This is a genomic window from Faecalibacterium gallinarum (assembly GCF_022180365.1).
Taxonomy (GTDB): domain Bacteria; phylum Bacillota; class Clostridia; order Oscillospirales; family Ruminococcaceae; genus Faecalibacterium; species Faecalibacterium gallinarum.
Genome location: NZ_BQKV01000020.1, coordinates 23,529 through 45,214, shown reverse-complemented (window position 1 = coordinate 45,214; position 21,686 = coordinate 23,529). Strand labels below are relative to the sequence as shown.

General features: G+C 60.3%; 22 protein-coding genes. 6 read left to right on the top strand and 16 right to left on the bottom strand.

The features are described 5' to 3' along the window. The first annotated feature begins 2 nt into the window (after nt 1-2). The 3 genes from JCM17207_RS02595 to JCM17207_RS02585 are packed head-to-tail and all read left to right on the top strand — an operon-like array spanning nt 3 to nt 3,952. Entirely contained in the window at nt 3-1,424 is a 1,422-nt protein-coding gene (locus tag JCM17207_RS02595) for a vWA domain-containing protein (protein WP_238316114.1), read from the top strand. A gap of 28 nt (nt 1,425-1,452) precedes the next feature. Beyond that, entirely contained in the window at nt 1,453-2,991 is a 1,539-nt protein-coding gene (locus tag JCM17207_RS02590; protein ID WP_238316113.1) for an ATP-binding protein, read from the top strand. Between the two features lies 1 nt (nt 2,992). Next, the gene (locus tag JCM17207_RS02585; RefSeq protein WP_238316112.1) at nt 2,993-3,952 is read left to right on the top strand and encodes an AEC family transporter; all 960 of its coding nucleotides are present in this window, start codon (nt 2,993-2,995) and stop codon (nt 3,950-3,952) included. A 148-nt stretch (nt 3,953-4,100) separates the two neighbouring features. Here the strand turns inward: JCM17207_RS02585 and JCM17207_RS02580 are convergent, their stop codons facing one another. The 9 genes from JCM17207_RS02580 to JCM17207_RS02540 form a co-directional block, all read right to left on the bottom strand. Beyond that, complete coding sequence (locus tag JCM17207_RS02580; RefSeq protein ID WP_238316111.1) at nt 4,101-4,436, bottom strand: CPCC family cysteine-rich protein; 336 nt, start codon at nt 4,434-4,436, stop codon at nt 4,101-4,103. Between the two features lie 13 nt (nt 4,437-4,449). Next, nucleotides 4,450-5,058, bottom strand: a complete 609-nt coding sequence (locus JCM17207_RS02575; RefSeq protein ID WP_238316110.1) for a TVP38/TMEM64 family protein — start codon at nt 5,056-5,058, stop codon at nt 4,450-4,452. Between the two features lie 193 nt (nt 5,059-5,251). Next, nucleotides 5,252-6,247 carry a 3'-5' exonuclease gene (locus JCM17207_RS02570; RefSeq protein ID WP_238316109.1) on the bottom strand — a complete coding sequence of 332 codons (996 nt, stop codon included), beginning with the start codon at nt 6,245-6,247 and terminating at the stop codon, nt 5,252-5,254. Nucleotides 6,248-6,286: 39 nt separating this feature from the next. Continuing rightward, a complete protein-coding gene (locus JCM17207_RS02565) occupies nt 6,287-7,111 on the bottom strand; it encodes a Cof-type HAD-IIB family hydrolase (protein WP_238316108.1) in 825 nt (274 codons plus the stop codon). A 220-nt stretch (nt 7,112-7,331) separates the two neighbouring features. After that, nucleotides 7,332-9,254, bottom strand: a complete 1,923-nt coding sequence (locus tag JCM17207_RS02560) for an ABC transporter ATP-binding protein (RefSeq protein ID WP_238316107.1) — start codon at nt 9,252-9,254, stop codon at nt 7,332-7,334. Continuing rightward, nucleotides 9,254-11,005 (bottom strand): ABC transporter ATP-binding protein, encoded by a 1,752-nt coding sequence (locus tag JCM17207_RS02555; protein ID WP_238316106.1) that lies wholly within the window; start codon nt 11,003-11,005, stop codon nt 9,254-9,256. The genes JCM17207_RS02560 and JCM17207_RS02555 overlap by 1 nt, the downstream gene beginning before the upstream one ends. Before the next feature lie 126 nt (nt 11,006-11,131). Continuing rightward, nucleotides 11,132-11,623: a MarR family winged helix-turn-helix transcriptional regulator gene (locus JCM17207_RS02550; RefSeq protein WP_238316105.1), complete on the bottom strand. Its 492-nt coding sequence runs from the start codon at nt 11,621-11,623 to the stop codon at nt 11,132-11,134. A gap of 150 nt (nt 11,624-11,773) precedes the next feature. Continuing rightward, a complete protein-coding gene (locus JCM17207_RS02545) occupies nt 11,774-13,231 on the bottom strand; it encodes a glycoside hydrolase family 1 protein (RefSeq protein WP_238316104.1) in 1,458 nt (485 codons plus the stop codon). Then, nucleotides 13,228-13,449: a hypothetical protein gene (locus JCM17207_RS02540; protein WP_238316103.1), complete on the bottom strand. Its 222-nt coding sequence runs from the start codon at nt 13,447-13,449 to the stop codon at nt 13,228-13,230. The genes JCM17207_RS02545 and JCM17207_RS02540 overlap by 4 nt, the downstream gene beginning before the upstream one ends. A 147-nt stretch (nt 13,450-13,596) precedes the next feature. Here JCM17207_RS02540 and JCM17207_RS02535 point away from each other — a divergent pair, with 147 nt between their 5' ends. Then, nucleotides 13,597-14,466, top strand: a complete 870-nt coding sequence (locus JCM17207_RS02535) for a phosphoribosylaminoimidazolesuccinocarboxamide synthase (protein ID WP_238316102.1) — start codon at nt 13,597-13,599, stop codon at nt 14,464-14,466. Between the two features lie 98 nt (nt 14,467-14,564). On the opposite strand, the gene JCM17207_RS02530 is transcribed toward JCM17207_RS02535, so the two are convergent. From JCM17207_RS02530 to JCM17207_RS02500, 7 genes are all read right to left on the bottom strand, one after another. Continuing rightward, entirely contained in the window at nt 14,565-15,032 is a 468-nt protein-coding gene (locus JCM17207_RS02530; RefSeq protein WP_238316101.1) for an Hsp20/alpha crystallin family protein, read from the bottom strand. Nucleotides 15,033-15,287: 255 nt separating this feature from the next. Next, a complete protein-coding gene (bsh, locus tag JCM17207_RS02525) occupies nt 15,288-16,262 on the bottom strand; it encodes a choloylglycine hydrolase (RefSeq protein ID WP_238316100.1) in 975 nt (324 codons plus the stop codon). 78 nt (nt 16,263-16,340) lie between these two features. Then, the gene (locus tag JCM17207_RS02520; RefSeq protein ID WP_238316099.1) at nt 16,341-16,685 is read right to left on the bottom strand and encodes a GGDEF domain-containing protein; all 345 of its coding nucleotides are present in this window, start codon (nt 16,683-16,685) and stop codon (nt 16,341-16,343) included. After that, entirely contained in the window at nt 16,682-16,891 is a 210-nt protein-coding gene (locus JCM17207_RS02515; protein ID WP_238316098.1) for a GGDEF domain-containing protein, read from the bottom strand. The genes JCM17207_RS02520 and JCM17207_RS02515 overlap by 4 nt, the downstream gene beginning before the upstream one ends. A gap of 39 nt (nt 16,892-16,930) precedes the next feature. Continuing rightward, nucleotides 16,931-17,335, bottom strand: coding sequence for a nuclear transport factor 2 family protein (locus JCM17207_RS02510; protein ID WP_238316097.1), 405 nt, complete (start codon nt 17,333-17,335; stop codon nt 16,931-16,933). A gap of 117 nt (nt 17,336-17,452) precedes the next feature. After that, the gene (gene rlmD, locus JCM17207_RS02505) at nt 17,453-18,625 is read right to left on the bottom strand and encodes a 23S rRNA (uracil(1939)-C(5))-methyltransferase RlmD (protein WP_238316096.1); all 1,173 of its coding nucleotides are present in this window, start codon (nt 18,623-18,625) and stop codon (nt 17,453-17,455) included. A gap of 13 nt (nt 18,626-18,638) precedes the next feature. Further along, complete coding sequence (locus JCM17207_RS02500) at nt 18,639-19,052, bottom strand: BlaI/MecI/CopY family transcriptional regulator (protein WP_238316095.1); 414 nt, start codon at nt 19,050-19,052, stop codon at nt 18,639-18,641. Nucleotides 19,053-19,386: 334 nt separating this feature from the next. Here JCM17207_RS02500 and serC point away from each other — a divergent pair, with 334 nt between their 5' ends. Next, nucleotides 19,387-20,469, top strand: a complete 1,083-nt coding sequence (serC, locus tag JCM17207_RS02495; RefSeq protein WP_238316094.1) for a 3-phosphoserine/phosphohydroxythreonine transaminase — start codon at nt 19,387-19,389, stop codon at nt 20,467-20,469. A gap of 21 nt (nt 20,470-20,490) precedes the next feature. After that, on the top strand, nt 20,491-21,651 hold the full coding sequence (locus JCM17207_RS02490) for a phosphoglycerate dehydrogenase (RefSeq protein ID WP_238316093.1): 1,161 nt from the start codon (nt 20,491-20,493) through the stop codon (nt 21,649-21,651). The last annotated feature ends 35 nt before the right edge of the window (nt 21,652-21,686 follow it).

The following is a 21,686-nucleotide window of genomic DNA, read 5'->3' as shown; positions in this document are numbered from 1 at the left end:
CCTTGCCCCATAAAGCTCCCCTTGACCCGGACGCGCCCTTCCAGTCCCGCCGGCCCGAAACCCACGAGGAATGGCAGGCCCGGATGGGCGCCGAAGTGCTGGCCGTGACCCGGAGCGGCCTGTATCTCGACTTCCGCTTTCTGGACCAGGCCCTGGCCGCCCTGGAACCCACCGCCGACGAGCGGTGCCGGACCCTGGCCACCGACGGCCAGATTCTCTGCTACCAGCCCAGCGCCCTGCTGCGGCTCTACCGGGAAAACCCCCGCTATCTCAACCGGCTGTATCTCCACAGCGTCTTTCATTGCCTGTTCCGCCATCTCTGGATGCAGGGCAAGCGGGACCCGGTGCTCTGGCATGTCGCCTGTGACATTGCGGTGGAAAATGTGCTGGACAACCTCCACCGGAAAAGCGTGGAGCGGCCCCTGACCTACCTGCGCCGCCGGGCCTACGAGAGCATTGCAGCCGAAGGACGGGTGGTGGCCGCCGCCCCCGCCTACCGCTGGCTGGTCACCCAGACCTCCGGCGTCCAGAAACAGCTGGCCCGGGAATTCTACGCCGACGACCACCGGCTCTGGCCCAAGCCCCGCACCGACCAGCCCAACGCCCCCATTCCCCTGCCCCAGAAAAGCTGGCAGAAGATCAGCGAGCGGATGCAGACCGAGCTGGAAATGCGGGATAAAGAAGCCGGCCAGGGGGCGGGGGCCCTGGCCCAGCAGGTCAAAGCCGCCAACCGCAGCCGCCGCAGCTACCGGGATTTTCTCCGCCGGTTCTGCGTCCTGCGGGAGGAAGTCCATCTGGATCCCGACACCTTTGATCTGAACTTCTACACCTACGGCCTCTCCCTCTACGGCAACCTGCCCCTGTTGGAACCCAACGAAACCCGGGAGAGTAAAAAAATCGAGGAGATCGCCCTGGTGGTGGACACCAGCTATTCTACTTCGGGGGAACTGGTCCGGGCATTTCTGGCCGAGACCTACGCCCTGCTCAAGCAGCGGGAAAACTTCTTCCACCGGATGAACCTCCACATCCTCCAGGCCGACGACAAGGTCCAGAGCGACGAGCTTGTGACCAGTGAGGAGGATCTGATCCGGGTGATGGAGCACTTCGAGCTGAAAGGGGGCGGCGGCACCGATTTCCGCCCCGCCTTTGCCTACGTCAACCGGCTGTGCGAGGAAAAGAAGTTCCAGAACCTGCGGGGGCTGCTCTATTTCACCGACGGCATGGGCATCTACCCGGCCCGGCGGCCGCCCTATGAAACGGCCTTTCTCTTTTTGGGGGACCGGTTCGATGCCGCCGCCGTCCCGCCCTGGGCCATGAAGCTGGTGCTGGATGAAGAAGAATTCTCCGGCCCGGCCGCCCGGCCCCGCCAGCCCAACGCCCCCGAGGAGGAAACCGACCTCTACCGGGATTTGAACAATCTCTGACCGCCCTGTTTAAAGGAGGGCTTTTTCCATGAACATCAAACGCGCCAAAAAAGAAATCAAACGCACCGTCACCGCCTATCTGGCCAAAGACGCCCTGGGGGAATACGCCATCCCGGCCATCCGGCAGCGGCCCATCCTGCTGATGGGCCCCCCGGGCATCGGCAAAACCCAGATTATGGAGCAGATCGCCCGGGAATGCCAGGTGGGTCTGGTGGCCTACACCATCACCCACCACACCCGCCAGAGCGCGGTGGGCCTGCCCTTCATCCGTCAGCGGCACTACGGCGACCGGGACGTGTCGGTGACCGAATACACCATGAGTGAGATCATCGCCAGCATCTATGAGAAGATGGAGGCCACCGGCCTGAAAGAGGGCATCCTCTTCATCGACGAGATCAACTGTGTCTCCGAGACCCTGGCCCCCACCATGCTGCAATTCTTGCAGTGCAAGACCTTCGGCAACCAGGCTGTCCCCGCCGGGTGGGTGATCGTGGCCGCAGGCAACCCGCCCGAGTACAACAAATCGGTCCGGGATTTTGACCTGGTCACCCTGGACCGGGTCCGCCGGATGGACCTGGAACCCGACCTGACGGTCTGGAAGGAATACGCCCGGGCCGCCGGGCTCCACAGCGCCATCCTGAGCTATCTGGAACTGCACCCCCAGAACTTCTACCAGGTGAATGCCGATGTGGACGGCACCCAGTTTGTCACCGCCCGGGGCTGGGAGGACCTCTCCAACCTGCTGGACAGCTACGAGCGTCTGGGCCTTACCGCCGACGAAGAATTGATCCACCAGTTCCTCCAGCATAAACAGATCGCCGGGGACTTTGCGGCCTATCTGGACCTCTATTATAAGTACCGGGACGACTACGGAGTGGAGGAGATTCTGGCCGGACAGGCCAAACCCAACGCCTTTGCCCGGCTGCTCCGGGCCCCCTTCGACGAGCGGCTCTCCCTGGTGGGGCTGCTGCTGGCGGGGCTCGAAACCCGGTTCGCCGCCTCCCGCCGGGCAGACGGCGCCGCCGACGGCTGCTATGCCCTGCTGCGGCAGCTGAAGGGGGATCTAAATGCCCTGCCGGAGGCCAAGGCTGAGGACGCCGCGGCCCTGCTGGGGACCCAGATGGCCGACTACAACGCCGAGACCCAGCGGCTGCGGGCCGCCGGGCTTCTGGACAAAGCCGCCCTCACCACCCGGCTGGAAGTGCTGGCCGCCCTGAACCGCTGGGCCGCCGCACTGAACAAGGCCCGCCCCGCCGACGCCGAGGCCGCCTTCGGGCTGCTGCGGGCCGAGTTTGAGACTCTGGCCGAACAGCGGGACCAGGCCCAGCAGACCGCCTCCGCCGCCCTGGAAGCCGCCTTCGACTTTATGGAACAGGCGTTTGCCGAAAGCCAGGAGATGGTGGTCTTTGTCACCGAGCTGACCCTCTCCCCCGGGGCCCACGCATTCATTGCCGAGAACGGCTGCGAGCGGTACTTCCGCTACAACAAAGACCTGCTGCTGGACAGCCGGAAAGCCGCCCTCCAGCGGGAGCTGGCCGCCGAGGAAGGGCGGAACGGGGGGCTTTAAAATGGGGGAAAACCTGCTTTTCAGCCTGAACAGCACCATGCCCATGTTCTTTTTGATTCTGTTCGGTTATATTTTGAAGAGAATCAACTTTTTGGATAACAATTTTATCGCCACAGCCAACAAGTTTGTCTTTCATGTCACTCTTCCGGTGATGCTCTTTCTGGACCTGGCGGGCACCGACCTGCGGGCCAGCTTCGACGGCCGGTATATCCTCTTCTGCGCGGGGGTGACCACCGCCTCCATCCTGGTAATCTGGGTTCTGGCGCGGCTCCTGCTCCGGGACAAAAGCCTGGTGGGCGAATTCGTCCAGGCCTGCTACCGCTCCTCGGCAGCCATCCTGGGGGCGGCCTTCATCCAGAATATCTACGGCAGTTCGGGGATGTCGGGGCTGATGATCCTGGGCAGCGTGCCCCTCTACAACATCTTCGCGGTGCTGATCCTCACCCTGGAAAGCCCCGCCGCCGAGGGCCAGAAGGACACCGCCGCCAAGCTCAAGAAAAGCCTGAAAGGGATCGTCACAAACCCCATCCTTTTGGGGATTCTGGCAGGGCTGGCGGCGGCTCTGGTCCGGCTGCCCATCCCCGCCATGGCCGAAAAGACCCTCTCCAGCCTGTCGGCCCTCACCAGCCCCTTGGCTCTCTTGGCCATCGGGGCGGGGTTCAAGGGCCGGGCCGCCCTGGGCCAGCTGCGGCTGACCGCCATTGCCGCTGCCACCAAACTGGTGATTCTGCCGGCTCTCTTTCTGCCCCTGGCGGTGCGGCTGGGCTTCGCCGACGAAAAGCTGGTGGCCCTGCTGGTGATGCTGGGCAGCATCACCACCCCTTCCAGCTATGTAATGGCCCGCCAGATGGGCCACGACGGCACCCTGACCGGCAGCGTCTGCGTGGTCACCACCGTTCTCAGCGCTCTGACCCTCACCGGCTGGCTCTTCTGGGCCCGGACGAACGGGTACATTTTGTAATTTTAAATCGTTTTTCGACATTTTGTAAACCAAAACCGCACCGAAAGCCAAAAGCCTCCGGTGCGGTTTTATAATTGTATGGGCAGAGGGCAGCAAAAAGGCCGCCGTTTTGAAACGGCGGCAGACTTTTTGGTGAGGGATCTATTTCTCAGCGGGGCAGTTCCCCAGGGCGGGGCGCTCGGACATAGGGCAAAAGTTCCCGCCGGCAGACCCCCAGGGTCTTGTAATTCTCCCGGGCCTGGGCCAGGGTCAGCCCGTGGTTTTCGTCGCTGGGCTCGTCCTCCCGGGAAAGAAAGAGGTCGTTCTCCCAGAAGCAGACCGGGCAGATAAAGGCGACGGCCTCCTCCCGGGGCACCGGGAAGGTAATACAGCTGCAGCAGGGGCAGGGATATTTTCCCTCCGGCTTAGGGGGCTGGGGGTCGGGCTGAATCTCCCCGGGCAGATTATTCTCCGCTTCGGGCAGATAGAAGAATTTCTCCTTCATCGCGAACCCCCGGTTACTTTTCGTCCAGATGGTGTTTTTTGCAGATCACCTTGGAGATCCAGTACAGCCCGCCCAGCAGGACCGCCGCCAGGATCAGATAGAGGGGCTGTTCCAGCGCGCTGACCAGCGACTGGCCAAACAGGGCCATCATGGCCACCATAACCCCCTTGCCGGAGATCAGGGTCACGATATACCGGCGCTCGTCAAAGTCCGAGACGCCAAAAGCCAGGTGCAAAAATGCCGTGGGGGTAAAGGGCAGCAGCGCCAGCACAAAAAGGGCCCGGGTATCGCAGTTGCTGACCCACTGCTGGGCCTTCTGCAATTTTTCAAACCGGCAGGCAAACCGCCAGAAGAACTGTTTGACCACCCGCCGCCAGAACAAAAACATCAGCGAACCGCCCACAGCCACCCCGGCCCAGCTGTACAAAAAGCCCAGCAGCGCCCCATGGGCCGCCACGTTCAGGGCCACAATCGCCACCAGCGGCAGGGCCGGAATGAACGACTCCACCATGGCCAGCAGAATGGGAGCCAGGGGCCCCAGCCCCTGGAAGCTGTCCAGCAGCTCCTCCCAGAACTCCAGGGTAAAAAGAGGTTCCAGCCACCGCGTAATTGCCATCGCCATCTGTCCTTTAACTTCCCTCCTGTTAAACTGCGCCAATCTCATTGGAGCTTATTATATCCACTTCCTGTTACAAACCGATGAACAAATCATCAAGCTTTTCCGTTTTTTGTCAGACTGCGCCGATTTTCTTTCCCTCTTTAACACGAATCAGGCGGCCTTTTTCCTGCATGGAGAAAGCGGATTTTTCACAGGATCATTCCCCCTGCTGGGGTTTTTCCTCCCGGGCCCGCAGCCGTTCCAGCTGCTGGCGGCGCTGCTTTTCCCACCGGGTCAAAAGTTCACGGTCCGGGATCTGGACACAGCGGGCGTAGCTCCAGTGCAGGCCGTCCCGCCGGGCCAGCTTGTACCGCACAAAGACGCCCTGGGCGGCCTCGGTTTCGCCGCCTTTGCAGTGGGGGCACTGGGACAGGGTGTACCAACTATTGTTCCCCTTTTTGAGCCAGACATCGTCCGGCTCAAGAGCTGTGCCGCAGACCGGGCAGGGCGGGCAGAGCAGCTGGGGATCGGTCCGCCAGGCATACTGCTCCACATAACCGGTGTACACCCGGAAATCCCGGTAATCCCCGGGAGCCGGGCAGAGGCTCTGGCGGAGGGACTCTTCTTCGGTGGGGTACTCCGCCAGCCCCCGGCGCAGGTCCAGGCAGCGGCAGACGTCCGCCGTGTAGAGGGCATCCGACAGCGCATCGTGGAAGGGCCGCTCCATGGGCAGGCCCAGCCGGGTGACCACGCTCTCCAGGGTCATCCCCTCCCCTTCCTTGCGGGGGTGCTCCCGCAGGAAGATCTGCTGCAAATCGTACCAGACGGTGGGCCGGGACTCGTCCAGGTTGCAGAGGAACAAATTCTGCTTGAGGACGGGCACATCGTCCATCCCCCACTCGGCAAACTCGGCGTCCGGGCCGCACCACTGCATAAACCGGCGCAGCCCTTGAACAATGGGTTCGCCCCGGTCCAGGTCCGCCTGTTTTAAGCCGGTGACCTTGGCGATGTGGTGCTGCAATTTGCGGAAGATCCGGGGCCGCAGGTGGATGGAAAAGGTATCCAGCACCCGGCCGTCCTCGTCGATCTTCACCGCCCCGATCTCGATGATCTCTCCCCGCAGGGTCTGTTCCACCCCGTGGTAGTTAAAAGTATGGGGCTGGTAACCGATATTCCATTCCAAATCAAATAAAACCAGATTGCGCTGTGACATGTTCTTGTTGTTTCTCCGTTTCCTTTCTCACGTTCTTTCTCAAACATTCAGAATAAATTTTTCAACCGCCTCGGCCACACCGTCGTGGTTGTTGTCGGCCTGGGTGACATAGTCGGCCACCTCTTTAACCTCCGGTGCGGCGTTGGCCATGGCCACCCCCACCCCGGCAAACTGGATCATGGAGCAGTCGTTCAGGCCGTCGCCGCAGGCCATCAGGTTCTCCCGGGTCAAACCCATGGAGGAAAGCAACGCCGCCAGGCTGGCGTCCTTGGCCACCCCCAGGGGCACCGCCTCCAGGAAGAAGGCGCAGGAGGGGTAGAGGTCGATCCGGCCCGCGAACTTCTCCCGGGCGGCGCGGCAGACGTCGTCCATCCGGGCCGGGTCCAGGGTAATCAGCATCTTGTTCACGGGGTAATCCACATGGACGGCCAGATCTTCCACCCGGATCATGGGCAGCTTGTTGGTAAAACTCTCCTTGGCGGCCCAGGGGTCCTCGGGGCGCTCGGTGACGATGCCCGCATCGTTGTAAGTAACAATGGCCACATCTTCCTGGGCGGCAAAGGCGCACAGCTCGGGCACCAGCTCGGCGGGCAGGATTTTCTGGTAACGGATCTCCCCGGTCTTACAGTCCACAATGGCGCCGCCGTTATAGGACAGGATACAGCCGCCCCGCTGGTCCAGCCCCAGCTCCTGAGCCACCGGGCGCACCCCGGCGGTGGGCCGGCCCGAGGCCAGAACCACCGTCACCCCCTGGTCCATGGCCCGCTCCAGAGCGGCGCGGGTGCGGGGCGTGATCTCCTTTTGGTCGTTGGTCAAGGTGCCGTCCAGATCCAGCGCCAGCACCCGGATATTCGATGTAGCCATAGTTTATGTTCCTCCCATACAGGCGGTGCGGGCAGCCCGGCCGCCGATTCCAATGCTTTTCTTACCATTTTACAATAAAACGGGCAGGGTTTAAAGATGAAAAAACTCCTTTTCCTGAAAATCCCTCCCATTTTCACAAAAAAGGGCCCCCGCCCTTCCGCCCGAATGCGGAGAGACAGGGGCTCTTTTCTTGTTTGCAGGAACCGTTTTCCCAGAGCGTTTAGTCCTCCAGGTTGCCGGTGTAGAGCTGGTAATACTTGCCCTTCTTGGCGATCAGCTCGTCGTGGTTGCCCCGCTCGATAATCCGGCCCTGCTCCAGAACAATGATGCAGTCGGAGTTCCGAACGGTGGACAGACGGTGAGCGATGACGAAGGTGGTGCGGCCATACATCAGGCCGTCCATACCAGCCTGAACCAGGGCCTCGGTGCGGGTATCGATGGAGGAGGTCGCCTCGTCCAGGATCAGCACCGGGGGATCGGCAACCGCCGCCCGGGCGATGGCCAGCAGCTGGCGCTGGCCCTGAGACAGGTTGGCGCCGTCGCCGGTCAGCATGGTGTTGTAGCCGTCGGGCAGACGCTTGATGAAGCCGTCGGCGTTGGCCAGGCGGGCCGCCGCGATGCACTCTTCATCGGAGGCATCCAGCCGGCCGTAGCGGATGTTGTCCATGACGGTGCCGGTGAACAGGTGGGTATCCTGGAGCACGATGCCCAGGCTGGCTCGCAGATCCGACTTCTTGATCTTGTTGATGTTGATGCCATCGTAGCGGATCTTGCCGTCCTGGATGTCGTAGAACCGGTTGATCAGGTTGGTGATGGTGGTCTTGCCGGCGCCGGTGGAACCGACGAAGGCGATCTTCTGGCCCGGCAGGCCGTAGAGGTTGATCTCGTGCAGAACGGTCTTTTCGGGCACATAGCCGAAGTCCACGCTGTTGAACCGGATATCGCCCTCCAGCTTGGTGTAGGTCAGGGTGCCGTCGTGGTGGGGGTGCTTCCAGGCCCAGATGCCGGTCCGCTCCTCGGTCTCGGTGAGGTTGCCTTCCCGGTCGTACTTGGCGTTCACCAGGGTGACATAGCCGTCGTCGGTCTCGCTGGGCTCATCCATCATCTTATAGATACGCTCGGCGCCAGCCAGAGCCATGACGATGCTGTTGGCCTGCATGGAGACCTGGGTGATGGGCATATTGAAGCTCTTGTTCAGGGCCAGGAAGGCCATGACAGTGCCCAGGGTGACGCCGCCGATGCCGCCGGCAGCCAGCAGAGCGCCCACCAGAGCGCAGAGCGCGTAGCTGACGTTGCCCAGCTGGGCGTTGGCAGGCATCATCATGTTGGAGTAACCGTTGGCCAGCTTGGCGCTCTCGGTCAGCTGGGCGTTCCGCTCCCGGAAGCCCTCCAGGGCCTTCTCCTCGTGGGTAAAGACCTTGACCACCTTCTGGCCGTCCAGCATCTCTTCGATGTAGCCATTGACGACGCCCAGGTCGGTCTGCTGCTTGATGAAGTACTTGCCGCTCATGGAGGCCAGCTTCTTGGAGCAGAAGAGCATCAGGGCCACCATGCACATGGTCAGCACCGTCAGGGGAATGCTCATCAGGCACATGCTGACGAAGACCGACACGATGGTGATAACGCTGGAGATCAGCTGGGGAATACTCTGGCTGATCATCTGGCGGAGGGTATCCACGTCGTTGGTGTACACCGACATGATATCGCCGTGGGGATGGGTGTCAAAGTACCGGATGGGTAGGGTCTCCATGTGGCTGAACAGCTCAATACGGATGTTCCGCATGGTACCCTGGGTCACGTTGACCATAATGCGGGCGTTGCACCAGGCGGCCAGGATGCCCACCAGGTAGATGCAGCCCACCTTAACCAGCGCACCGGCCAGCGGGGCGAAGTCCGGCACCTCCTGGCTGGTCATGGGCACAATATAGTCGTCCACCAGAGTCTTGAGGAAGAGGCTGGCCCGGACGTTCGCAAATGCGCTGAGGAAAATACAGATCAGAACAATGATGCAATGGGGCAGATAGTTTTTGAACACTTCGCCCATAATCCGTTTCAGCAGTTTGCCGGGGTTGGCGACCTTGGGGCGGGGCCGTCCCATGCCGCCGCGGCCTGCCGGGCCGCTGATCACTTTTGCCTGCGCCATTACAGCTCACCTCCCTGCTTGTCGAAGTCTCCGCCGCCCTGCATCTGGCTGTTGTAGACTTCCTGATAAATCTTGTTGGTTGCCAGCAGTTCCTCGTGGGTGCCCAGGCCGTCGATCCGGCCGTTGTCCAGCACCAGGATGCGGTCCGCATCCTGCACCGAGGAGATACGCTGTGCAATGATGATCTTGGTGGTATTGGGGATCTGCTCCCGGAAGGCCCGGCGGATCTTGGCGTCGGTGGCGGTATCCACGGCGCTGGTGGAGTCATCCAGGATCAGGACCTTGGGTTTACGCAGCAGAGCGCGGGCAATGGTCAGGCGCTGTTTCTGGCCGCCGGACACGTTGGAGCCGCCCTGCTCAATCCAGGTGTTGTACTTGTCGGGGAACCGCTCGATGAACTCATCGGCACAGGCCAGCTTGGCGGCCTGGATGCACTCTTCTTCGGTGGCGTTCTCGTCGCCCCAGCGCAGGTTATCCAGGATGGTGCCGGAGAACAGAACGTTCTTCTGGAGCACCATGGAGACATCCTTGCGCAGCAGATCCATATCGTAATCCCGGACATCTACGCCGCCGATCCGCACTGCGCCGCTGTCCACGTCGTACAGACGGGGGATCAGCTGCACCAGGCTGGACTTGGCGCTGCCGGTGCCGCCGATGATGCCGATGGTCTCGCCCGGCTTGATGGTGAAGTTGATGTCGGTGAGCACCGCGTTGCCGGTACCGTGCTTATACTTGAAGGTCACGTGGTCGAACTCGATGCCGCCGTCCTTCATCTCGAACACCGGCTTCTCGGGCTCGCCCAGGTCGGTCTTCTCGTCCAGGACTTCCACAATACGCTTGGCGGAAGCAGCCGACATGGACAGCATAACGAACGCCATGCTCAGCATCATCAGGGACATGAGGATGTTCATGACGTAGCCGAACAGCGCGTTCAGCTGGCCGGTGGTGATGGTGCCCTTCAGCACGAAGTTGGCGCCGAACCAGCTCAGGGCCAGGTTGCAGCCGTAGACGGCGGTCAGCATGGCGGGGTTGTTGAAGCTCAGGCGGCTCTCAGCCTTGACAAACTGTTTGTACAGATAATCGCAGGCCTTGGAGTATTTTTCGTTCTCGTAGCCCTCGCGGACAAAGCTCTTGACCACACGGATGGCGGCCACGTTCTCCTGCACCGAGGCGTTCAGGTTATCGTAGCTCTTGAACACCTTGTCGAACAGTTTGAAGGTGGGGACCATGATGCCCACCAGCAGCACCACCAGGAAGATGATGGCCACGATGAAAATACCGGTCAGATGTACATTGATCATGCAGGCCATGATCAGGGCAAAAATCAGATGAACCGGGGCACGCACGCACATCCGCATGATCATCTGGAATGCGTTCTGCAGGTTGGTCACGTCGGTGGTCATACGGGTGACCAGGCCGGCGGTGGAGAACTTGTCGATGTTGGAGAAGGAGAACCGCTGGATGTTCTCATACATCGCATCGCGCAGGTTGCCCGCAAAACCGGTGGATGCCTCCGCAGCAAAACGGCCTGCCAAAATGCCCAGGGCCAGCGCCACCGCCGCCACCAGGAATGTAAGCAGACCGTATTTTAAAATAGCGCCCATATCATTTTTGGAGATGCCTTCGTCAATGATGAACGCCATCAGCAGCGGGAGCAAAACGTCCATGATTGCTTCCAGCGCGGAAAGGGTCGGCGTCAGGATCGAGGCTCGTTTGTACTTGCCCAGATGTGACGCAAGTTTTTTAATCATTCGTCATTCCTCCCAGTATAGTTTGTTCGGTATGAAACATAATAAGCAGAAACCATTCTTTTGTCAATGTGTTTTAAAAAAATTTTGAAATTTGTTCACATTTCCAATTTTTGGGATATTTCAGGGCTATTTGAGGGCTTCCCGCAGCTTATTCAGCAGCCGGAGCATCTCGGCGTTTTCCTCCTCGGTCAGCAGGCTTTTGATATACTCGTCGGTCTGGTGGAGGGAGAGCATCATCTGTTCGTGGATCCGGATGCCCGCGTCGGTCAGCTCCAGCCGTTTGAGCCGGGCGTCGTGGGCCACGCTCTGGCGGCAGATATAGCCTTTGCGCTCCATCAGCTGGAGGATGTTGGTGACGGTGGAGCGGGTGATGGAGAAATCCCGCTCGATGTCCCGCTGGTAGATCTCCTTCTCCCGGTTGCGGTAGAGATAAGACATGATCCAGGCGTGCATGGGGGTGATATCCTCCACCCCGTTGGCTTTGCTGTATACATTCATCCGCCGGGCAATCAGGTTATTCACCCGCCGCATTTGAGCCGCGATCACCTGGGGGAGCTCCCCCTGCTGCGGGTGGTTGCAGCAGGGGTGATTTTTTTCTTCTGCGGAAGTATCTGTCATGGATCTTCACCTTCTTGTTTTTGTTTTAATTCAAAACTGTTCTATGTGCAACAGTTCGCTATCAAATATATACCCTTTTTGATCCGGGTTGTCAAGGCTTTTGGGCAAAAAAAGGCCGCTGCATCGATGCAGCGGCCTCGAAAGATTCAGTTATGCCAGATCCTCGCCGTTGGAAGCGATGACCTTCTTATACCAATAGAAGCTGTCCTTGCGGTAACGGTCCAGGGTACCGGAGCCGTCGTTGTTCTTGTCTACATAGATCATACCGTAGCGCTTCTTCATCTCGCCGGTGCCGGCGCTGACCAGGTCGATGCAGCCCCAGCAAGTGTAGCCCATCAGCTCGACGCCGTCCTCGATGGCCTCGGCCATCTGCTCCATATGCTGGCGCATATAGTCGATCCGGTAGGAGTCGTGGACGGACTTGTCCTCTTCCAGCACATCCGCTGCGCCCAGGCCGTTCTCCACGATGAAAAGGGGCTTCTGGTAGCGGTTGTACAACTCGTTGCAGTAGTACCGCAGACCCTTGGGGTCGATGGTCCAGCCCCAGTCGCTGGCCTTGAGGTAGGGGTTCTTGGCGCCGACGCTCAGGTTGCCGGTGGCCTCGGCCTCCTGGGGTGCACCGGTGGCGCAGTTGGAGGAGTAGTAGCTGAAGGAATAGAAGTCCACGGTGCCCTTCTTGAGGATCTCCTCGTCGCCGGGCTGGATATCCAGGTCGATCTGCTCCTCTTTCAGGATCCGCTTGGCCATAGCGCCGTAAGCGCCCCGGACCATCACGTCGCCGCAGTAGTAGTTGCCCTTGTACATCTCACGCTGGGCGGCCAGGATGTCGTCGGGGTTGCAGGTCAGGGGGTAGACGCAGCTGCCCGCGATCATGCAGCCGATCTTGAACTCGGGGTCCATGGCGTGGGCCAGCTGCACCACCTTGGCGCTGGCCACAAACTGGTTGTGGAGGGCGCGGTAGCGGGTCTGCTTGTGGGCGTGGCTCTCCTCGCCGCCGAAGCTGATGGCTACACAGGGCTCCTGCTCCGGCATGACGCCGGTGGAGAACAGGCCGATGTGGTCCATCAGGCCCATATTGATCTCGTTGAAGGTCAGCCACAGCTTGACGATGTCGCCGTACTCCTTGAAGCAGGTCTCGGCGTACCGGACAAAGCAGTCGATGGTCCGGCGGTCGGCCCAGCCGTTCCACTTCAGGCACAGGTTATAGGGGAACTCGTAGTGGGACAGGGTGACCAGCGGGGTGATCCCCTCTGCCTTCAGGGCCTCGAAGATGGAGCGGTAGAAGGCCACGCCCTTGGGGTTGGGCTCCAGCTCGTCGCCGTTGGGGAACAGACGGGTCCAGTTGATGGACAGACGGTAGCACTTGAAGCCCATCTCGCCGAACAGCTTGATGTCATCCAGGTAGCGGTGGTACATGTCGATGGACTCATGGCTGGGGTAGTAGATGTCGGGCCGGATCTCCTTATAGAACATCCGGGGGGTGCTGACGGTGCCGCCGGTCATGGTGTCGGGCACGCCGATGCCCTTGCCGTCGGCCTGCCAGCCGCCCTCACACTGGTTGGCGGCGGTGGCGCCGCCCCACAAAAAGCCTTTGGGGAACTTGCTCATTTTCTCTCTGCCTCCTGTAAAAGTGCTTGGCCGCCGGCGCCGTCGCCCGGCGGGCGGCCCTCTTTTCTTTTATAGTACCCAATCCGCCCGGCCGCGTCCATTCGTTCTTTGACCAAAGTTTCCGAGTGTTTTTCGCGCCAATCTTCCAAAATGGAGAAAAAGTGTGACTTTTGCTGCCCTGACCCCCGGATTTTCAGCTCATTTTTTGCAGTTTTCACTAGAAAGAGACAAATTCGGGCGGCTTTTCCTCCCATTCTGTTTCTTTTCAATTATTCTCAGATATGATACTATAATCCTGTAAGACTTTCACGCTCGGGCCCGGCGCCCGGGCCGAACACCATATTAGGGAAATGGAGTGTTTTGCTATGACCGAGTTCAAGCCCGTCAAGGAAGGTAAGGTCCGCGAAATTTACGACAACGGTGACAGCCTGATTATGGTCGCCACCGACCGGATCTCCGCGTTCGATGTCATCCTGAAAAACAAGATCACCAAAAAGGGCACCGTTCTGACCCAGATGAGCAAGTTCTGGTTCGACTACACCCGCGACCTGCTGCCCAACCACATGATCTCGGTGGACCCCGCCGATATGCCCGAGTATTTCCGTCAGCCCCAGTTCACCGGCAACAGCATGCTCTGCCGCAAGCTCAAGATGCTGCCCATCGAGTGCATCGTCCGGGGCTACATCACCGGCAGCGGCTGGGCCAGCTACCAGAAGACCGGCAAGGTCTGCGGCATCACCCTGCCCGAGGGCCTGCGCGAGTCCGACAAGCTCCCCGAGCCCATCTACACCCCCAGCACCAAGGCCGACCTGGGCGACCACGACGAGAACATCTCCTACGAGCAGAGCATCGACGTGCTGGAGAAGGTCTTCCCCGGCAAGGGCAAGGAATACGCCACCAAGCTGCGGGACTACACCCTGGCTCTGTACAAGAAGTGCGCCGACTATGCCCTGAGCCGCGGCATCATCATCGCCGACACCAAGTTTGAGTTCGGTCTGGACGAGGAGGGCAACGTTGTCCTGGGCGACGAGATGCTGACCCCCGATTCCTCCCGCTTCTGGCCCCTGGAGGGCTACGAGCCGGGCCACGGCCAGCCCTCGTTCGACAAGCAGTTTGTCCGCGACTGGCTCAAGGCCAACCCCGACAGCGACTACAACCTGCCCCAGGAGGTCATCGACAAGACCATCGACAAGTATCTGGAGGCCTATGAGCTGCTGACCGGCGAGAAGCTGTAAGCCGCCGTTTCCCCCACACAAACAACAAACCGCCCCCGGAGAGGCAGCCTCTCCGGGGGCGGTTTTATCTGTTTTTGGGCCCCTCTGGGGGGCGGGGATTACTCAATCTCGATCAGATTGGGGTTGGCGGGCAGCTGCTTGGGCTGCTCGTTGCGGGGCAGAGTGATGTGCAGGATACCATCCTCGAACTTGGCGCGGATGTCCTCCTTGCGGACGGCGTCGCCCACATAGAAGCTGCGGGCACAGCTGCCGGTGAAGCACTCCCGGCGGATATACCGGCCGTTCTCATCGGTCTGGTCGTTGTTGTGGCTGCGGACCGCCTGGATGGTCAGATAACCGTTGTTCAGCTCCATCTGGACGTCTTCCTTCTTGCAGCCGGGCAGATCCACCGCCACCTCATAGGTGGTATCGGTCTGCTTGACGTCGGTCTTCATCATATTCTCACCGCGCTTGCCGAAAACACTGCGGGTTTCACGGTCCATCGCACGCTCGAGGCTGCGGTCGCTCCAGAACGGATCGAAGAAATCGTCGAACAAATTTTCATGGAAAAGTGCAGGCATCAACATAAAATCTTCCTCCAATCCCGGCATTGCGTCGGTCATAATCTTTTTTGTGACCCAGGGCCCCGGGGTTTTGTTCCTCGGTGCCTTTCCTCTGGGTACGGCTTTATTATAGCACGTTTTTTAGCACTGTCAAGCATAGAGTGCTAACGTTCACAAAAAGTTAATTTTTGCCAGGATTGTGGTAGATTTTCATCTGTCTTCCGTTGTTTTTCAATATTCTTTCGGCAGATCAAGACAAGATCTGCCAGTGATTTGTTGTCACTCTTCCAAAAAATCGGCGTCCTTCCGCAGCGGAAAGACCATCAGCTCCAGCCCCTGGCCCCGCTCGGGGGTGAGGGCGATCCGGGTCACCCGGCTGTTGTCGTAGGTTTTGTAATAGTACACGCCCTCCGTGGCATTGATGCAGCAGGAATAGTTGGTCTGGTCAGGGGCCCCCTCCGGCGTCACCACCGCCCCCCGCACCATGGCCACCGCATCCAGCACGTGGAGCACCTGGGACACGCAGGAAGCCTCGTCTTCCCCGCAGACGCTGTGGGTCTTGCAGAACAGGGTCTTGATAAACCGGGACGCCGAGGAAAAATCTCCCGGCAGGCCCCAGGCCCCGGCCCCCTGCCCGAAGGGGGTCAGCTCCACCGGCGGGCAGAAATTGTTCCGGGGCGGACAGGCCGACAAGGGCAGATACTGGCGGACGTTCTCCCGATGGAAGGGAAAAGGCGGGTTATTGGTCAGCACTCCGAAGGGGTTATCATAGATCTGCATCCCCTCTTCTGTCTGCTCCACCACCAGGCTGCCCGAGGCATCGGACAGAATCCAGTGCAGCGGGGCCAGGGGCAGCCCGGGCCCGAAGGGAACAGCGATCAGATCCACGGTTTCCAGCATCTGCCGGGCCTGGGCCAGGGTGGCGCAGCTGCCCAGCAGATAAGGGATCAGCTCATAGGGGGCCAGCGCCCGCCGCCCCGGCCGGCCCTCGGGCCGATACCAGGCGTTGCCGGGGAAGTTCAGCCCCGCCATACACAGGCCCTTCTCGTTGGCGGCCTCGGCATAGAGAGGGTAGTTGCCGGTGGTGTTGGCCATCCCGATCATAGCGTAATGGGAGGGCAGAACCCCAGCCTGTTTGGTGGAGAGGGGATAATTGCGGGGGGTAATGACCACCGCCTCCCCGAAATGGCATTCCAGATCCATATTCCGCCCAAAATACAGGCTGCCTTTCTGGAACGTAAACGCTGTGCACATAATTTTGTACCTCCTTGCAGCAAACAACAAGGGTATTGTTTGGCACAAGCCGGGATTTATCCCTGCCGCCCGAGGCAATCAGTCCTTTTTGCGCCGGCGGTCGTGCTGGCCTTGGCTGTAAAAGCGGCGTTTTTCCTCGTACATCCGGTGGTCGGCCTCGTCGTACTGTTCCTTGACGCTGCGGCAAACCGAGCTCCATACCGCCCCCACTGAACAGCTGACCTCATGGGCCGTCAGCTCTCGCTCCAGGGCACGGATGGCCGCATAAAATTCTTCCTCTCCGCACTGACGGTCCACCACCACGAATTCGTCGCCGCCGGTGCGGTAGACCCGCCCCGGGAACACCGCCCGCAGCTGTTCGGCCGCCCGGCAGATCAGCCGGTCCCCGGCGCTGTGGCCCCATTGGTCATTCACTTCTTTCACAGGCCGTTCAGGTCAAAGCAGGCCACCCCCATGGGGACGTCCTCTTCAAAGACGGCATCCAGTGTCTCGTTGAATTTGTTGCGATTGTACACCCCGGTCAGGGTATCCTCGTAGCTCATCCGCTCGAGGATGGCCGTCTGGGTTGCAATCTGCCGTTTCTGTTCTTCCACCTGTTCCTGAAGGTATTGGTAGGATTCCAGCGCCATCTTGATGGGGAACCCCGTATCCTCGGGGGCCGTATCCTCCTAGGGATTGGAAATATGGATGTGACCGCAGCAAAGCCGCCCGCCCCGACGGCAGAACACCGTCGTGATCCGCTGGTGAACCCGCAGACTGATTCCAGTGGCTGCATCGGTTTTGATCCACAGCCGGCCGCCGCACAAAAAGATCTCCGGCGCAAGTTCCAGTACGTTGTATTCCTCGTTCCAGATAATACAGCGGGGGACCTGCCCCTCAAACTGGCGGAAAATCTCGATCACGTTTTCCCGGCCGACGGCATACTCCTCCTCGCCGGTGCCCAGCCAGACGATTTCCTCGTCCATCAGGCCGATCAGCGCTTCGACATCGTTTTCGCAATAATGTTTGTGGGCCATAAAGCTGGTCAGGGCCGCGGCTTCCTGACCCGCGGGGGTATTGCATTGCACATGCATGATATCGCCTCCTGTCCGCTTGTACGGGTCATTTCATCGAGCTTTGGTCTCATTATAACATAACTGCCCGCCATATTAAATAAGAACTCTTCCTAAACAGCTTCTATTTTTGGTTTATCACCGTCTTTTCTGTCCCTCTCCGGTCTTGACCAGCCGGGCCACCGTCTCAATGTGTTCGGTGTGGGGGAACATATCCACCGGGATGAAATACTCGGCCCGGTAGCCCCGCCGGGTCAAAAGGGCCAGATCTCGGGCCATGGTCTCAGGGTTGCAGCTCACATAGACCACCCGCCGGGGGCCCATCTTGGCCACGCTCTCCAAAAAAGCCGGGGTGGAACCCTCACGGGGCGGGTCCATTAGAACCACATCCGCCCACTGTCCCCCGTCGGCGGCTTCGGCGATCCAGCGGGTGGCGTCCGCCGCAAAGAATCGGGCGTTCTGCACCTGGTTGTGCCGGGCGTTGCCGATGGCATCCCGAATGGCGTCGGCGTTGACATCTACGCCCACCACCCGGCGGGCCTGGCCGCTGGCGGTCAGACCGATGGTGCCGATGCCGCAGTAGGCATCCAACACCGTTTCGGCCCCGGTCAAACCGGCGGCCTTCACCGCCAGGTTGTACAGAACCTCGGTCTGAACCGGGTTGACCTGGTAGAAGCTCCGGGGGCTGATGGCGTATCGTTTGCCGCACAGCTCATCCAAAATGAATCCTTTGCCGTAGAGGACTTTTTCGGTGTCCCCCAAAACGGCGCTGGTGTGGCGGGGGTTATAGTTCTGGACCACCGTATTGACGGTAACTCCCCGCTGCTCTGCCTCGGCCAGCAGAGCCCGGACAAAGTTTTTCGCCCCCGGCAGCACCGGCTGACCGGTGACCAGCACCACCATGATCTGACCGGTGGCAAAGCCCCGGCGGAGCAGGCAATGGCGGAGAAGGCCGGTGCCTTTGTCCTCCTGGTAGGGGGTATAATGGCAGGCGTTGGCCGCCGCCCGCACCGCCTGCATGGTCTTGTCCAGCTGTTCATCCTGCAAGAGGCACTCCTCCACCGGCAGAACCTTATGGGTACCCGCCGCATAGATGCCGGATACCAGCCGCCCGCCCGGGCCGGGAGCAAAGGTGGAGATCACCTTGTTCCGGTAGTGCCAGGGGTGTTCCATCCCCCGAATGGGCCGCACCGGGCCGTATTTGCCCAGCAGGGCCCGGATTTTATCTTCCTTCTGTTTCAGCTGAGCGGAATACTCTACCCCCAGCAGGGGGCAGCCGCCGCAGCCTTTGGCATGCAATTTACAATCCATGGTATTTCCTCCTTTAATCGTAGAAGTCGTATTCCCCGGCTTCGGCGTATTTTTCTTCCAGCACCCGGACCGCCTGTTCCAGCTGGCCCTGGGTGCAGCTGCTCTCGCTGACCAGGGCCCGCACCGCCGCGGGCAGGTCCCCGCCGAACAAGGTCTCCAGCCGTTCCTTCATGCAGTAGACCCCGTAGGCCCGGCGGGTGATGGTGGGGGTATAGAGATTGCGGTTGCCTTCCTTCTCGCTTTTAACCCAGCCCTTGGCCTCCAAGCGGTAAAGGAAGTTTAAGATCGTAGCATCCGCCCAGTGTTTGCCCGGCAGCTGCTCCCCGATCTCCCGGCGGGCCGCCCGGGGGCCGGCGGCCCAGAGCGCCAGCAGGACCTGTTCCTCCGACGACGAAAGAGCTTTGAGTTGGTCGGGAATCCCGTACAACAGCTCCGCCTCCCTTCTTTTTTCTTTTACAAGTGTCTTTGATATTTTTATTTTACACGATTTTACTGTCGCGAGCAAGAGTTTTTTCAGGGTATTACGGCCCGCAGCTCTTGTTATTTTTACATTTGTCTTTATTTATGTATTTCCATCAAGGACATTTGTATGTTCTGTGCTTTCACCGCTGACAAGCTCTGCATTTTTTGTGCAAATGGGCTCTTGTTTTGTCCATCCCAAACCCGGTATACTATCCTCACAACCCACCGTTGAAACCGCCCGGCGACGCTATTGAGGGAAACCGCCGGGCCCCTGAAATAGAGAAAAGGAGCGTTCGATTATGGCACGAGTATACAATTTCAGCGCAGGCCCCAGCATGCTGCCCGAAAAGGTCCTGAAACAGGCCCAGGCCGAGCTTCTCGAGTATGGCAACAGCGGCCAGAGCGTCATGGAGATGAGCCACCGCAGCAAGTGGTTCGAGCAGATCATCGCCGACACCGAAGCTTCTCTCCGGCGGCTGATGAACATCCCCGACAACTACAAAGTGGGCTTTTTCCAGGGCGGCGCCACCCAGCAGTTCGCCATGGTGCCCCTGAACTTTATGACCACCGGCAAGGCCGACTACATCGTCACCGGCAATTTCTCGAATCTGGCTGCCAAAGAGGCCGCCAAGTTCGGCGAGGCGAAGATCGTGGCCTCCAGCAAGGACAAGAACTTCACCTACATCCCCGACGTGAAGGCCATCGACTACGACAAAGACGCCAGCTACATCCACATCTGCCAGAACAACACCATCTTCGGCACCCAGTTTGTGGAGATCCCCCAGGTGGAGGGTATCCCCCTGGTGGCGGACATGAGCTCCATGATCCTCTCCCGGCCGGTGGATGTGAGCCAGTACGGCTGCATCTATTTCGGCGTTCAGAAGAACGTGGCCCCCGCCGGTATGGCCATCGCCATTGTACGGGAGGACCTGCTGGGCCACGCCGCCGACACCGTCCCCACCATGATGAACTACACCACCCTGCTGGAAAAGGACAGCATGTACAACACCCCGCCCTGCTGGTGCATCTACATGACCGGCCTGGTGCTCCACTATCTGGAGAACGAGATCGGCGGCCTGGCCAAGATGCAGGCCATCAACGAGGCCAAGGCCAAGGTGCTCTACGATTACCTGGACAGCCAGGACTTCTTCCATAACCCCGTGGAGCACAAGTACCGCAGCACCATGAACGTCACCTTCACCAGCCCGAACGCCGACATGGACAAAAAGTTCTGCGCCGAGGCCGCCGAGGCAGGCTTTGTCAACCTGAAGGGCCACCGCCTGGTGGGCGGCATGCGGGCCTCCATCTACAACGCCATGCCGCCGGAGGGCATCGACAAGCTGGTCCAGTTCATGGACGATTTCCGCAAAAAGAACGCATAAGCCAGAGGGGGATTTACCGCTATGTTTACCATCAAGACCATGAACGCCATCAGCCCGGTGGGCCTGGCCAAACTGCCCAAGAACCTGTTTGAGGTGGACGCCGACACCGACACCCCGGACGGCATCCTGGTCCGCAGCGCGGATCTGTTGAACACCACCTTCCCCGAGAATCTGCTGGCCATCGCCCGGGCCGGGGCCGGCGTCAACAACATCCCTCTGGACCGGTGCAGCGAGCAGGGCATCGTCGTCTTTAACACCCCCGGCGCCAACGCCAATGCGGTGGCCGAGCTGGTGATGGGCATGCTGATCGCCGGCAGCCGGAACGTCCCCGCCGCCGCCCAGTGGGCCCAGACCCTGGCGGGGGACCCGGCCCTTTCCAAGAGCGTGGAGAAGGGCAAAAAGCAGTTCGTGGGCAACGAGATTCAGGGCAAGACCCTGGGCGTCATCGGCCTGGGCGCCATCGGCTCCCGGGTGGCCAACCGGGCCATCGCCATGGGGATGGAGGTCTACGGCTACGATCCCTACATCTCCATTGACGCTGCCTGGAACCTGAGCAGCCAGGTTCACCACTGTGTCAACCTGAACGATATGCTCCCCCTGTGCGATTACCTGACCATCCATGTTCCCTACCTGCCCACCACCCGGGGCACCATCAACGCCCAGACCCTGGCCCTGTGCAAGGACGGCGTCAAGGTGCTGAACTACGCCCGGGGCGAGCTGGTGAACAACGAGGCCATTCTGGAAGCCCTGGAAACCGGCAAGGTAGCCGCCTATATGACCGATTTCCCCTGCGAGGAGCTGCTGGGCAAACCGGGCGTCCTCTGCACCCCTCACCTGGGCGCCTCTACCCCCGAGGCCGAGGACAACTGCGCCGTCATGGCCGCCCAGGAGCTGAGCGACTACCTGAAAAACGGCAACATCACCCACTCGGTCAACCTGCCGGAGGTCAACCAGCCCCGGGCCGGCGGCAAGCGGATCTGCATCATCCACCGGAACGAGCCGGGCATGATCAGCCAGATCACCACCCTGACCACCGAGGCGGGGCTGAACATCGAGAACATGGTCAATAAGAGCAAAAAAGAGATGGCCTACACCATGCTGGACGTCACCGGTGCGGTGGATCAGGGCCTGAAAGACCGGCTGGCCGCTGTCCCGGCAGTGATCCGGGTGCGGGTGCTCTAATCATTCTTTTGCCTCCCTAAAACCCCATAGAGAAA

Bases quoted from the DNA above. Each gene is read 5' to 3' on its own strand.
- JCM17207_RS02590 (WP_238316113.1), top strand. From the start codon at position 1,453: ATGAACATCAAACGCGCCAAAAAAGAAATCAAACGCACCGTCACCGCC.
- JCM17207_RS02585 (WP_238316112.1), top strand. From the start codon at position 2,993: ATGGGGGAAAACCTGCTTTTCAGCCTGAACAGCACCATGCCCATGTTC.
- JCM17207_RS02580 (WP_238316111.1), bottom strand. From the start codon at position 4,436: ATGAAGGAGAAATTCTTCTATCTGCCCGAAGCGGAGAATAATCTGCCC.
- JCM17207_RS02575 (WP_238316110.1), bottom strand. From the start codon at position 5,058: ATGGCGATGGCAATTACGCGGTGGCTGGAACCTCTTTTTACCCTGGAG.
- JCM17207_RS02570 (WP_238316109.1), bottom strand. From the start codon at position 6,247: ATGTCACAGCGCAATCTGGTTTTATTTGATTTGGAATGGAATATCGGT.
- JCM17207_RS02565 (WP_238316108.1), bottom strand. From the start codon at position 7,111: ATGGCTACATCGAATATCCGGGTGCTGGCGCTGGATCTGGACGGCACC.
- JCM17207_RS02560 (WP_238316107.1), bottom strand. From the start codon at position 9,254: ATGGCGCAGGCAAAAGTGATCAGCGGCCCGGCAGGCCGCGGCGGCATG.
- JCM17207_RS02555 (WP_238316106.1), bottom strand. From the start codon at position 11,005: ATGATTAAAAAACTTGCGTCACATCTGGGCAAGTACAAACGAGCCTCG.
- JCM17207_RS02550 (WP_238316105.1), bottom strand. From the start codon at position 11,623: ATGACAGATACTTCCGCAGAAGAAAAAAATCACCCCTGCTGCAACCAC.
- JCM17207_RS02545 (WP_238316104.1), bottom strand. From the start codon at position 13,231: ATGAGCAAGTTCCCCAAAGGCTTTTTGTGGGGCGGCGCCACCGCCGCC.
- JCM17207_RS02535 (WP_238316102.1), top strand. From the start codon at position 13,597: ATGACCGAGTTCAAGCCCGTCAAGGAAGGTAAGGTCCGCGAAATTTAC.
- JCM17207_RS02530 (WP_238316101.1), bottom strand. From the start codon at position 15,032: ATGTTGATGCCTGCACTTTTCCATGAAAATTTGTTCGACGATTTCTTC.
- bsh (WP_238316100.1), bottom strand. From the start codon at position 16,262: ATGTGCACAGCGTTTACGTTCCAGAAAGGCAGCCTGTATTTTGGGCGG.
- JCM17207_RS02515 (WP_238316098.1), bottom strand. From the start codon at position 16,891: ATGGCGCTGGAATCCTACCAATACCTTCAGGAACAGGTGGAAGAACAG.
- JCM17207_RS02510 (WP_238316097.1), bottom strand. From the start codon at position 17,335: ATGCATGTGCAATGCAATACCCCCGCGGGTCAGGAAGCCGCGGCCCTG.
- rlmD (WP_238316096.1), bottom strand. From the start codon at position 18,625: ATGGATTGTAAATTGCATGCCAAAGGCTGCGGCGGCTGCCCCCTGCTG.
- serC (WP_238316094.1), top strand. From the start codon at position 19,387: ATGGCACGAGTATACAATTTCAGCGCAGGCCCCAGCATGCTGCCCGAA.
- JCM17207_RS02490 (WP_238316093.1), top strand. From the start codon at position 20,491: ATGTTTACCATCAAGACCATGAACGCCATCAGCCCGGTGGGCCTGGCC.